16 protein-coding genes are annotated in these 13,345 nt (G+C 26.4%); all 16 read right to left on the bottom strand.

Annotation, left to right across the window (positions count from 1 at the left end; genetic code table 4):
- Window positions 1-5 precede the first annotated feature (5 nt).
- Entirely contained in the window at window positions 6-428 is a 423-nt protein-coding gene (locus tag ACFEL5_RS07575) for a transposase family protein (RefSeq protein ID WP_342224593.1), read from the bottom strand.
- Window positions 429-430: 2 nt separating this feature from the next.
- Window positions 431-823 carry a transposase family protein gene (locus ACFEL5_RS07580; RefSeq protein WP_375315019.1) on the bottom strand — a complete coding sequence of 131 codons (393 nt, stop codon included), beginning with the start codon at window positions 821-823 and terminating at the stop codon, window positions 431-433.
- Window positions 824-875: 52 nt separating this feature from the next.
- Window positions 876-2,096, bottom strand: a complete 1,221-nt coding sequence (locus ACFEL5_RS07585; protein ID WP_375315372.1) for a hypothetical protein — start codon at window positions 2,094-2,096, stop codon at window positions 876-878.
- A 200-nt stretch (window positions 2,097-2,296) separates the two neighbouring features.
- The gene (locus ACFEL5_RS07590) at window positions 2,297-2,440 is read right to left on the bottom strand and encodes a hypothetical protein (RefSeq protein ID WP_375315373.1); all 144 of its coding nucleotides are present in this window, start codon (window positions 2,438-2,440) and stop codon (window positions 2,297-2,299) included.
- Entirely contained in the window at window positions 2,441-2,563 is a 123-nt protein-coding gene (locus ACFEL5_RS07595; RefSeq protein WP_375315189.1) for a hypothetical protein, read from the bottom strand.
- A gap of 19 nt (window positions 2,564-2,582) precedes the next feature.
- On the bottom strand, window positions 2,583-2,705 hold the full coding sequence (locus tag ACFEL5_RS07600) for a hypothetical protein (RefSeq protein ID WP_375315189.1): 123 nt from the start codon (window positions 2,703-2,705) through the stop codon (window positions 2,583-2,585).
- Window positions 2,706-2,724: 19 nt separating this feature from the next.
- A complete protein-coding gene (locus ACFEL5_RS07605) occupies window positions 2,725-3,669 on the bottom strand; it encodes an IS30 family transposase (protein WP_375315190.1) in 945 nt (314 codons plus the stop codon).
- A gap of 167 nt (window positions 3,670-3,836) precedes the next feature.
- The gene (gene fba, locus ACFEL5_RS07610; RefSeq protein WP_342189689.1) at window positions 3,837-4,706 is read right to left on the bottom strand and encodes a class II fructose-1,6-bisphosphate aldolase; all 870 of its coding nucleotides are present in this window, start codon (window positions 4,704-4,706) and stop codon (window positions 3,837-3,839) included.
- A 25-nt stretch (window positions 4,707-4,731) separates the two neighbouring features.
- The gene (locus ACFEL5_RS07615) at window positions 4,732-6,333 is read right to left on the bottom strand and encodes a CTP synthase (protein ID WP_375315374.1); all 1,602 of its coding nucleotides are present in this window, start codon (window positions 6,331-6,333) and stop codon (window positions 4,732-4,734) included.
- Window positions 6,334-6,361: 28 nt separating this feature from the next.
- Window positions 6,362-6,790: a DNA-directed RNA polymerase subunit delta gene (rpoE, locus tag ACFEL5_RS07620; RefSeq protein WP_342277920.1), complete on the bottom strand. Its 429-nt coding sequence runs from the start codon at window positions 6,788-6,790 to the stop codon at window positions 6,362-6,364.
- Window positions 6,791-6,809: 19 nt separating this feature from the next.
- Window positions 6,810-8,030, bottom strand: coding sequence for an HD domain-containing protein (locus ACFEL5_RS07625; RefSeq protein ID WP_342277919.1), 1,221 nt, complete (start codon window positions 8,028-8,030; stop codon window positions 6,810-6,812).
- Window positions 8,031-8,034: 4 nt separating this feature from the next.
- Window positions 8,035-9,492: a glutamate--tRNA ligase gene (gene gltX / locus ACFEL5_RS07630; RefSeq protein WP_375315375.1), complete on the bottom strand. Its 1,458-nt coding sequence runs from the start codon at window positions 9,490-9,492 to the stop codon at window positions 8,035-8,037.
- Between the two features lie 117 nt (window positions 9,493-9,609).
- Entirely contained in the window at window positions 9,610-10,710 is a 1,101-nt protein-coding gene (ychF, locus tag ACFEL5_RS07635) for a redox-regulated ATPase YchF (RefSeq protein WP_342189694.1), read from the bottom strand.
- A gap of 194 nt (window positions 10,711-10,904) precedes the next feature.
- Window positions 10,905-11,819 carry a ParB/RepB/Spo0J family partition protein gene (locus ACFEL5_RS07640; protein ID WP_375315376.1) on the bottom strand — a complete coding sequence of 305 codons (915 nt, stop codon included), beginning with the start codon at window positions 11,817-11,819 and terminating at the stop codon, window positions 10,905-10,907.
- Complete coding sequence (locus ACFEL5_RS07645; protein WP_338967619.1) at window positions 11,791-12,579, bottom strand: ParA family protein; 789 nt, start codon at window positions 12,577-12,579, stop codon at window positions 11,791-11,793. The genes ACFEL5_RS07640 and ACFEL5_RS07645 overlap by 29 nt, the downstream gene beginning before the upstream one ends.
- A gap of 78 nt (window positions 12,580-12,657) precedes the next feature.
- A complete protein-coding gene (gene rsmG / locus ACFEL5_RS07650; protein ID WP_342189696.1) occupies window positions 12,658-13,344 on the bottom strand; it encodes a 16S rRNA (guanine(527)-N(7))-methyltransferase RsmG in 687 nt (228 codons plus the stop codon).
- Between the last annotated feature and the right edge of the window lies 1 nt (window position 13,345).

The raw sequence follows: 13,345 nt of genomic DNA on the forward strand, positions 1-13,345 counted from the left end.
TATAACTAGCTTAATTCAAAATTATATATTCCTGAAATTAAGTTAAATCGTAATCCAAATCTTCTAATCTTATTGCGATAACGATAAACTAGTATTTTAAATCTTTTTAATCTAGCAAAAACATGTTCAATGGCAATTCTAACTTTACTTAAAAAGCTATTATATTCCTTTTTATCTGGATTTAAGGGATTATTTTTACTCTTTTTAATTGGCAATAATGTATTTTTATGAACATTTTGCAAACCTTGATAGCCTGAATCGGCAATTAATTCTAATTTTGGATTTATAAGTGTATTTGATTTTAAAAATAACTTATAATCATGAATACTGCCATAACAAAAATCTACTGAAATAATTTTATTGTTAAATAAATCAATAATTATTTGCGATTTTAATGAATGTTGCCTTTTCTTACCAGAAAATAATAATTTTAGTTTTTTTTAATTCTTTCAATTGGAATTTCTGTAGCATCAATTGCTAATAAATTATTATTAGTAACTTTATGTTCCAATAATATCTTTTTGCCAGGTATATGAAAGTGACTATTTTTTATTAGAGTATTTTCAACTCAAAAGATATTACGAATACAACTAACATGACTAATATTATATTTTTTTGCAATAATACGATATGTACTATATTCTTTTCAGTATTCTAAAGTCATAAGTAATCTTTGCTCTATTGATAATTTATTTGGTCTACCACCAATTTGTTTTTGTTTAGCTTTAGCTTCTTTTAAAATTTCTACCATTTTCATGAAAGTTTTATATTTTATGCCTATTAGACTATAAAATTCATTTTCGTCTTTGTATTTATCTAACATTTGTACTTCACCTAGTAAATAATATTATCAAAATAGTAGATAAAATTAAAGGTTATGTACCAAGTCTATTTAATAAAGTTCAACGAACGGAAAGTTTATTTTGCTTATAATTATTCGGTGTTAATAATCATTGACTAACTAACTCGGCAAATTGCTCATTTCAATCAGTAAACTTGCCATAACGACTATCAACAAATAATTTTGATACTAAAGCACTTATTAAGGTACTACGATTAATTTCCAAAAATTCATTATTATCTTCTACTTTTCAAACATTAATATTGGCAGGATTAAAACCTAATTTTTCACCAATAAAACGAATAAATTCATTAGATGCTGAAAAATTACTTGGTTGAACTTTATAACCTCTAATAATATTATTATTAATATTTTTATAATCAACTTGTGAAAACCAATTGTTTAAAAAATAATTGCTTTCATTATTAGTAACTTTATTTGGTAAAATGTTTTTATTTAATTGTTCAGGTAAAAACGATAAAGCAAATTCTAACATATGCCCATATTCATGAATAACACCCGTAATAATATTATTAGATACTCAATGACCTAACTGATAATTTTCAAAAACAACATTTTTACTTAAAATATTTGAATCTAAAGCAATAAACTGATAGCCATAAAAACTATTTAATACTGTAATCCCTAAAACTCCTGAATAGCGTTTTTGGATATTATTAGTAAAAACAAGAGTAAACAGTCAACGCTTAATATTTTCAATACCATAATATTTACTTAGATAATTATATAAACTTAATAAATGTTGTTCTTCGCTACCAACAACATTAATAATAGAATTAAAATCTAACAGCGGATAATAATTATGGCGTAATATTGTTGTTCTAATTTTAGCAATTAATGTTGTTAAAGAAGGAAAATAACCTGATTCATTTTGTAATTGTTTAGTATTATGGATAAACTTATCATACGCCAATTTACTATTTTCCGAAACTTTTAATATTTCTTCATAACAAGACCTTAATGATGCTATTTCTTGAGATTGAAAATAATATTTTCTAACCATCTTTGCATACTGCATAATAACTTCCATACCAATAGCATCATCACTATTCACATCTAAATATTGACTACGATTTTTATCTCTTATTATTAGTTCGTTACGATTATTGGGTTCAAAAGCACAACGACAATCAGTTAAAAGATTTTCATTATCCTCATTAACAAGATATAGTGGTTTTACAAAACTAATACTTACTAATAAATAAATATTAAAAAAACTAATCATTTTTCACATTACAATTATCTCCTAAAATATTTTTAAAGTTTACAAGTGATAGTTTAATATCCTTTAATATAAAATATTTTATCACATAATTTTAAAAAGTATTATTTGATAGTAAATCAATATTAAAAGTTTTACTTTTCAATTAACTGATTTATCCTTTATCTGGATTATGGATTATGATAAATGCCAAATTGTAAAGTTAAGTGCAACTAAATTATTTTTCTAACCAAATATTCGATTGGCGAAAGATAATTTAGTATTTTTCTTGGTCTTTGGTTTAAAGACAATATAAATTTATGAACTGCATTTTTAGTAGTGTTTGAAAAAATGCCAAATTGTAAAGTTAAGTGCAACTAAATTATTTTTCTAACCAAATATTCGATTGGCGAAAGATAATTTAGTATTTTTCTTGGTCTTTGGTTTAAAGACAATATAAATTTATGAACTGCATTTTTAGTAGTGTTTGAAAATGCCAAATTGTAAAGTTAAGTGCAACTAAATTATTTTTCTAACCAAATATTCGATTGGCGAAAGATAATTTAGTATTTTTCTTGGTCTTTGGTTTAAAGACAATATAAATTTATGAACTGCATTTTTAGTAGTGTTTGAAAATGCCAAATTGTAAAGTTAAGTGCAACTAAATTATTTTTCTAACCAAATATTCGATTGGCGAAAGATAATTTAGTATTTTTCTTGGTCTTTGGTTTAAAGACAATATAAATTTATGAACTGCATTTTTAGTAGTGTTTGAAAAATTTAATTTTTTAGGAAATTTTTCTCTAATTAAACCATTAGTATTTTCATTAGTACCTCTTTGTCAAGGTGAATATGCATCAGCAAAATAAATTTTCACATTTAAATTTTTTTCAAGTTGTTGTCAATTAGCAAATTCTTTACCCCTATCAAATGTTATAGTCTTAACAAGATTATTTGGAAGAATTGATAAATAATGACTAATATTTTTGTTAATAACTTTAGTAGTTCTATTTTCAACTAATATTGCTAAAGTAAATCTTGATGTTCTTTCAACTAAAGTTATTAAACATGATTTACTTTTACCTCGTGATGATACTACAGTATCACCTTCTCAATGGCCAAGAGTTATGCGATTATTAACATTTCGTTCTTTAATGGATTTACCATTAAATTTACCCCGATTTTCTTGAGATTTTCGTTTCTTACCTTTTCTTCTTAAATTTTTACTAGTAACCTTTTCAAGTAATCCAGAATAAATTCAATTGTAAATTGTTTTAAAACTAATAATTCATTCTTGATGAAAATTTTTAATTCTGCCATAAATTTGTTCAGGCGATCAACCTAATAATAATTTTTGTTGTACATATTTTACTAATTCTCTATTTTTAAATTTATGAAAATAAACATGTAATTGTTTTCTATTTTCTGCTTTATTTTGTGCAATTAATGAAAAATAATGATTATTATCTTTATTTCTATTAACTTCTCGATTAATAGTACTAATACTTCGATTAAGATTTTTAGCTATTTCACTAATTTTTACTTTAAATTTCAATTGATTCTCAATATAAATTCTTTCATCTATGCCAAGATGTTTGTATCCCATATAAAAACTCCTTAAATTTACTTTTTCTAAAATAAACTTAGCATCATGAAATTTTTATATGAAATCTTTTGCAATTTTATTTACTTGCACTTACAAGTATAATTCAGCAAATAAAAAAAGAACGCCTTTAAAGGCGTTCTTTTAATACATTAATATTCTTTTTTAAATTAAGCTTTACCTAAACTACCAAACTCTGCTAATAATTGTTTCGCTTTATTCTCAACAGCAACAGTTCCCGGATTTAATAATTTTCGCGGATCATAACCTTTACCCACTTGATCTTTTTCAGCAATAATATACTGTCGGGTTGCTTGTTGAAATTCTAATTGTAATTCCGTATTAACATTAATTTTACTAATTCCTAAACTAATCGCTTGTTTAATTTGTTCCATATCAATTCCCGAACCACCGTGTAATACTAGTGGTAAAGAAATATTTTCAGAAATATTTTTTAACAAATCTAATTTTAAACCGTCCCAATTTTTAGGATATGGACCATGAATATTGTTAATTCCGGCAGCTAAAAAATCAACCGCCAAGTTTTTCATTGCTTGACATTCATCAAGGGTTGCTAATTCGCCCGTACCAATAACACCATCTTCTTCACCACCAATAGTTCCCACTTCGGCCTCAACAGCAACATTTTTACGATGAGCATAATCTACTACTTGGGCAGTTAATTTTAAATTTTCAGCAAGAGGATGATGACTACCATCAAACATTACTGAAGAAAAACCAGCATCAATCGCTGCAATACACGATTCAACAGTTTGACCGTGGTCTAAATGTAATGCTACGGGAACAGTCACCTTAATGAAATCCATTAGATTAGTAACTAATCCATAAACCGTTTTAACTCCCCCCATATATTTAATTGCCCCTTCGGATACTCCTAAAATTACTGGACTATTAGTTTCTTGTACTGCTTTTAAAATTGCTTTAATTCATTCTAAATTATTAATATTAAAATGCGCAATTGCATAATTTTCTTTTCTCGCTTTTTGCAACATTGCTGTTGGATTAACTAATTTTGTCATTTCTATCCTCCAAGATTAAAATTTGTTAATATGCTTTAATTACTGCTTCAATAAATCCAATAAATAATGGATTTGATTTGCTTGGTCGGGAAGTAAATTCAGGATGAAATTGACTACCAATAAAAAACGGATGGTTCTTTAATTCAATAATTTCCACTAAAGATTGTTCTTTATACATACCACTAAAAATAATTCCTTTTTCTTTAAATAAATCCAAATAATCATTATTTACTTCGTAACGATGCCGATGGCGTTCTTGGATAACCTTCTTCTTGTATAATTTCGAAACATGCGTTTTATCTTCAATAGTAATATCATAATTTCCTAGTCGCAATGTACCACCAATATGATCAGTTGAGTTTTTTCCTCTAATTAAATGTAATATCGGATTTTTACATTCAGGAAAAAACTCCTCAGAATGAGCATCTGGTAATTTACAAACATCTTGGGCAAATTCAATTAATGCCGTTTGCATGCCTAAACAAATGCCAAAATAAGGAATATGATGTTTTCTAGCATACTTAGCAGCTAATATTTTTCCTTCAATGCCCCGATAACCAAACCCACCAGGTACAATAATACCTTTACAATGTTTAAAAATATCTTCATAATTATTTTCATCAATATCATTGGCACTAATTCATTGCACTTTAACTTCGACACCTTTTTCATAACCAGCTAACTTTAATGACTCTAAAACTGATAAATACGCATCCGGTAATTCAATATACTTACCAACTAAATAAATTGTAATAACTTTATTTTTAGCATCACTAGCTTTTTGTAAAAACAATTTTAATTTCTTTAAATTATTATGTTTAATTTTTAAATGTAGCAACGAAGCAAGCGTTGTTAAAATATCTTGTTCATAAAGAACAATTGGTACTTTATAAATATTATCCACATCATAAGCACTAAAAACAGCATTACGATTAACATTACAAAATAAAGAAATTTTATCAATTAATTGTGCTGATAATTCTTGTTCACTACGAGCAAGAACAATATCTGGTTGAATTCCTAACGACAATAATTCTTTAACTGAATGTTGAACTGGCTTTGTTTTAAATTCACCACTAGCAGCAATAAATGGTACTAAAGCAACATGAATAAATAACACATTTTCTTTCCCTTTTTCCATTCTTATTTGCCGAATCGTTTCAATAAATGGTAATGACTCAATATCACCAACTGTGCCCCCAATTTCACCAATAATAATATCGGCTTTACTAACAGTTGACGCTAAATAAATCTTATTCTTAATAATATCTGTTAAATGCGGTACTACTTGAACTGTTTTACCTTCATAATCACCATTCCGCTCTTTTTCAATTACTTCTAAATATGCTTTACCAGCAGTAATTGATGAATAGCAAGTCAAATTTTCATCAATAAAGCGTTCATAATGACCTAAATCTAAATCAGTCTCACTACCATCAGCAGTAACAAAAACCTCACCATGCTCATAGGGATTCATTGTTCCTGGATCAACATTAATATATGGATCAAATTTTTGCATAAAAACCTTTAATCCACTATCTTTTAAAATATGACCAATTGAAGCGCCAGCAATTCCCTTACCTAAACTGGAAACTACACCACCCGTAATAAAAATATATTTTGTCATTATAATTCACCTTCTTTAACTCTAACAACTAGTTATTTTCTTCCATTTCTTTTTCAATTTCATCTCAATCAACTTCATCTTCTTCATCATCGCTATCAATTTCTAATTCATCTTCTTCATCATCAATACTTTCTTCAAAAGTATCATCAACTTCATCAATAATTTCAGTAACTTCTAATTTCTTAGGATCAATATCATCATTAATAGCAAATAAAAATTCTAATTGTTTCTTAATTTCATCATACTTATAATCTTGTCGTAACCCCCATTCGTTATCCTGAATTAACAAAAAACGATTATCCAATACCATATCAGTATATAAATTAACCATTTCTTTTGCTTCAGCTTCAATTGGTGTTTCCTTGGCAATCTTAACATAATCATAAATTTCTTTAAAACCAGCGTGTTTTCGCTTAATAAGAAATTCATATGCCAGATCAACTAAAGACTTATTCATATATTATCTCCTTCTAAATCTATGTTTGTACTAAAACTTCTTTTGGTAATAATACATATTGTTGTTTTTCAACTTGTTTACTACTTTGTTCATTAGTATTAATCAATTTAGATTTTTTTTCTAAATTAAATACTAGATCATTTTTATTAACTAATTTAATTGGTTGCTCCATTAAGTTTTGCTGATATAATGTTGGCTGATTAAATTCTTCAATAATTAAATAATAATCTAAATCATAATTTCCTGCAACTAACAATTTTTGATAGTTTTTTAAATCATTAGCATTGACATTAGGAATTAATTTAAAAAATCTTCGATTAACAATGCGGTCTGTTAAATCTTGCAAAATATTATCTTCTTCTTTAGCTAATAAACTAAAAAGACTCATTAAACTATAATCATCAAGTTGTAAATAATGACTTACATTTAATTGTTCGGAATTATTTTCTTGTAATAAAGGTACAACTAAAGCAATATCAGTTTTAAACTTAAAATTTTTTGTAAATAAATATTTTAAGCGTTTAAAAATATTTACTAATAAATAATCAAAACTAATGCCAACTTTATGATTATAAATTTGCCAATACATATGATAACGACCTAACAAATAATTTTCAATTGCAAATAATGCTTTTTCATCATAAACAATTTCATTATTAATAATTCGTAAATTTTCCATAATTCAATCAATATCAAAATTTCCATATTCAACACCTGTATGATAAGAATCTCTTAACAAATAATCCATCCGATCACAATCAAGTTGGGAACTTACTAATGATAAAAGAATTTTATTAGGATGGGTTTTAGCAATAATTTGACAAACAGCTTGCACATCAATATTAAATGCTTTTAAAACTTGATTAATTTGCGATTGTTCATTTTGAATAATGGCAATTGTTCATTGTTCATGATTAATTGGCGAAACTTTTTCAAAACTATGAGAAAAAGGACCATGCCCTAAATCATGTAATAAACCAGCAATTTTTGTTAAAGTTTTTTCTTCATTAGATACATTATCAAAACTAGAATTTCTAAAAATTTTATCAATTAAATAATAAACTCCTAATGAATGACTAAAGCGATTATGAACAGCACTAGGAAAAACAAATTGTCCACCACCTAATTGCAAAATTCTTCTTAAGCGTTGAAACTCTTTACTATTAATTAAAGCAATAATAACTGATTCTTGAACATTAATATTACCATAAATACTATCACGAACCATTCATTGACTCATCATCTTACCCCACCCTATTAAATATTTCTAATATTTCATTAATATTATTCATTACTTTTTTTTGACCTAAAAGTTTAATTGTTTTTACTAATTGTGGTCCTACCATTCGTTTTGAACTAGCAATTCTAATTGGCATCAATAAGTCTTTACCTTTAAGATTTTGTTCTTTTTTAATTGTAGTAATAATACCATTAATACTATCATCATCTCATTGCTTTAAATTTTGAATTAATTGCTTAAAATTATTAATGACTAATAAAACATCATTAGTTTTTAAATATTCAATAACTTCCGTAGCCACAATATCATCTTCAATAAACATCGCAACTAAACCACTTATTTGTTGTCCATAAATTAATTCTTGCTGATACAAAGCAACTACTTCTTGTCATCAAACTAACGGATATGCTTTTATTTCATAAACTTTACATAAAAATGGCAAACATAATTCTCAGTAAGCAATCGCATCTAATTTTTGAATATACTTATTATTAATTCAATTAAGTTTATTAACATCAAACAAACTACTAGATTTACTAAAACGATTTTCATCAAAAATAGCAATTAATTGCGATATTGAATAAATTTCTTGCGTATCTGGTGGTGATCAACCTAATAAAACAAAAAAATTAAATAACGCTGCTGGTAAATATCCTAATTCGCGATACTGACTAATAAATTGTACAATTGTTCCATCGCGTTTTGACAATTTTTTCCGATTTTCATTAACAATTAATGGTAAATGACCAAAAATTGGTGGTGTTCAATTAAAAGCTTCATAGACTACTAATTGCTTTGGAGTATTAGATAAATGCTCCTCACCTCGTAAAACATGACTAATTTTCATTAAATAATCATCAATAACAACAGCAAAATTATAAGTCGCCACCCCATTTGATTTAATAATAACAAAATCACTAATATCTTTACTAGCAAATATTACTTCTTTTCGTACCAAATCATTAAGAATATAAGATTTATTTTCTGGAATTCGGATTCTAATACTTGGTTTAATCCCTAAAACTTCTTTTGCTTTAATATCACTAATAGAAAGACTTCAACATTTACCATCATAACTTGGCGCTATTCCTTGATCAATTTGCTTTTGTTTCACTTGACTTAATTGTTCTGCTGAACAATAACAATAATATGCTAAATTATTAGTAACAAGCTCATTAGCATATTTAATATAAATTTGTAAGCGCTCAGTTTGTTGATATGGACCAAAATTACCTAATGTATCAATAGTTTCATCAATAACAATATTTAATCATCGCAAATTATCTAATTGTGACGCAATACCACCACTAACATTTCGTTCTAAATCAGTATCTTCAATTCGCACAATAAATGTGCCATTATAATGTTTAGCAAATAGATAATTAAAAATTGCTGTTCTGGCACCACCAATATGTAAATATCCTGTTGGACTAGGTGCATAGCGTAATCGTATTTTCTTCATCCATTATCTCCATTTCTTTTAATATATAAAAAAATAAATTAGTTTTTAACTACTAATTTATTTTACACTATAATAATTACTTTATTGTACATAAAAATGCTCAATAACTTAAAGACTTTAAACATTAAAACGGAAATAACAAATATCACCATCAGAAACTAAATAATTTTTCCCTTCAAATCGTAACTTTCCTGACAATTTAACGGCATTCTCACTACCATATTTAACTAAATCATCATAACTATAAACTTCTAATTTAATAAAACCACGAGAAATATCAGTATGAATAATACTAGCACATTCAACAGCTTCCATACCACTTTTAAATGTTCAAGCACGAACTTCTTTCTTACCAGCTGTAAAAAATGTTGATAAACCTAATGTGCGATATGTTTTTGAAATCATCTGATCTAAGCCTGATGTTTCTAAATTTAATGATTTTAAAAACTCTTCTTTATCATTATCTTCTAACGATGAAATTTCTAATTCTGTTTTTGCACAAATAACAATAACTTGTGATTTCTCAGCAATAGCATAATCCTTAACTTTTTCAACTCACTTATTAGTTTTATCCACTAAATCTTTTTCACTAATATTTGCAATATACAAAATTGGTTTACTAGTTAAAAAACTATAATGTTTAATCAAATTAACTTCTTCAACTGTTAATTCTAAACGCCGAATCGGTTTACCATCAAATAACGCTTCTTTAATTTTCTTTAATAAATTAATTTCTTTCAGTAAAACTGGATTTTTATCATTTTTAACAAGTTTTTCTAATTTTTGTAATATTTTAATAACGATATCATAATCTGCTAAAATTAATTCTAAATTAATAATTTCAATATCTCTAATCGGATCAATCGTAGTTTCAACATGATTAACATTACTATCATCAAAACAACGCACAACTTCACAAATCGCATCAACTTCACGAATATGACCTAAAAACTTATTACCTAAACCATGGCCTAATGATGCCCCTTTAACAAGTCCCGCAATATCTGTAAACTCAAAATTATTAGCAATAACTTTCTCAGGTTGAAAAATTTCTTCCAACTTATTAAGTCTACTATCGGGTACTTTAACAATACCAACATTAGGATTAATCGTTGTGAAAGGATAATTTGCAGCTTCAACTTTAGAATTGGTAATGGCATTAAATAATGTTGATTTTCCAACATTAGGTAATCCAACAATTCCTGCTTTTAAAGACATAATTTCTTTATTCCTCTTTCATATTTAATATTTAATTAATAAAAATAAATAAAATGCTAATAGTATAAAATATTAATTTCCTAAAACAAATATTTATTTATTAATTATACCAATAATCTTAATAAAATCGCAATTTTTCTATTATTTAGAAAAATTTAAAATCTGATTTATTTTACAGAAAATTATTTAATAATTTAAATAATTTTAAGAACTTCCAAAATGCGATTCAAATCTTTATCATTAGAAAACTTAATGATAATACGATTATCATCAATGACAACCTTAGTTCCTAAAATTCTAATCATTTTTTCAGCGACAGGTGCATATTCTCACTTTGGCAAAACACCAACTTTTTGTTCATTTTTATCTTTCTTACCAATTTGTAATTGATAGGCCCGAACAATATCTTCAACCTTTCTAGATGTTAAATTTTCTTTAAAAATGCGTTCACTTAAACGAGAAACTAATTCCATATCATCTTGTAAAGCTAATAATGGCTTCACCTGCCCCATCGTTAATTGACCATTTAAAACATAATCTTGGATTTTTTGCGGTAAATTTAAAATTCGCATAATATTAGCAATATGTGACCGTGACTTTCCGACTTGCATTGCCACTTCACCTTGCGTTAAGTTTAATTTATTCATTAAATCACGATATGCTTGTGCCTCTTCAATGGTATTTAAATCAACTCTTTGAATATTCTCAATTAAAGCAATTTCCATCATTTGTTTATCAGATAAATTATCAGATAAATTAATAATAATTGCTGGAATATGAGTTAATCCGACCTTTTTACAAGCCCGCATTCTTCTTTCTCCCGCAACAACTTCATAACCATTAATTGATTTCTTAACAATAATTGGTTGAATAACCCCATGCTTAACAATTGATTGTCCTAATTGTGTAATCTCAGCATCATCAAAAACAATTCGTGGTTGATAAGGATTACTACGAATTTCATCTAATGAAATTTTAACCGCATTTTGCTTAATTTCATCATTGGCTTCAATTTCACTAATTAAATCATTAATTTCTTCACCAAAAATCTTATCTAATCCTTTAACCAATAATCTTTTTTTAGTTATTAATTTGTTGTTCTGTGCCATTATTTAGCAATACCTCCTTAACTAGTTCCATATAAGCAATTGCCCCCGATGAATTTTCGGCATAACTAAAAATATCATCCCCATTTGATGGCGCTTCCGATATTTTAATATTTCGCGGAATATAAGTTTTATATACTTTCTCTTTAAAATACTTTTGTGCTTCTTGCATTACTTCATACGATAACTTTGTTCTAGTATCAAACATTGTTAATAAAATACCTTCAATAGTTAAATTTTTATTACTTCTTTGTTGAACAAATCTAATTGAAGTTAACAATTGCGTTAATCCTTCTAAAGCATAATATTCAGCTTGAATCGGAATAATTACCGTATTAGATGCACTTAACGCATTACGATTTAATAATCCTAATGATGGTGGACAATCAATAATAATATAATGATAATTATTAAGAATACCTTTTAACTTATCCAACAAAATATTTTGCTTATCCTTAGATTGTTCTAATAAATGTAAATCAGCACTTGCTAATGATAATGTTGCTGGTGCTAAATCAACATTTTGACAAACATTTTTTTGAATAATTTCACTAAGAGCAATATCATTAACTAAAACATCAAACATACACCTTTCAATTTTACTTTTATCAGCACCAATTCCTGTTGTACTATTTCCTTGTGGATCTAAATCAATCAGCAAAACTTTTTGTCCATATCTGCCCAAACCAGCAGCAAGATTTATTGATGTTGTCGTTTTGCCAACACCACCTTTTTGATTAGCAATTGCAATTACTTTAGCCATAAATTTTAACTTCCTTTTTTAAGATTCCCAAATATTTTACCTAATTATATTAACATTATAACAAGAGTTTATTAAAAATTATAATGGTCACCGTTTTATTTTAGCAAAATCTCGCGGATATAATTTATCAATCGCTTTTTGCTTAATAAAATATAAAATTGTTCTTTTACCTAAAAAATTTCAATTACTACTATAAGTAGATATTAACTCTGTATTTAAAACTTTTAAAGCATTTTGACTATTAAATAATTCTTGATTAGTTTCTGATTTTAAAGCAATAAACATTCCTTTAACTTTTACAATTGGTATACATAATTCTAATAACATATTCAACTGAGCAACCGCTCTGACAGTAACAATATCAAAAAAATCACGATATTGAATCGCAATATTTTCAACACGATTATTAATAATCGTTACATCTTTTAAAAATAAGTTTTCAACTACTGCTTGTAAAAATAAACACTTTTTAGTAATTGCTTCAACAAGAAATAATTTAACCTTCGGAAATAAAATCTTAATAACGATTCCTGGAAATCCAGCTCCCGTACCAACATCACATATGAGTTGTTGTTCTAAAACAACATTTTTTGTTAATAACAATGAATCAAAAAAATGTTTTTGATAAACCTCTTCTTTACTAATTATTGTTGTAAGATTCATTTTCTCATTTCATTGTTGCAATAATTCAAAATATTTTTCTAATTGTTTTATTTGTTCATTAGAACAAACAATATTTATTTTCTTTAATAAACTAACTAACATC

The sequence above is a fragment of the Spiroplasma endosymbiont of Tipula paludosa genome (assembly GCF_964264785.1).
Classification (GTDB): domain Bacteria; phylum Bacillota_I; class Bacilli_A; order Mycoplasmatales; family Nriv7; genus Nriv7.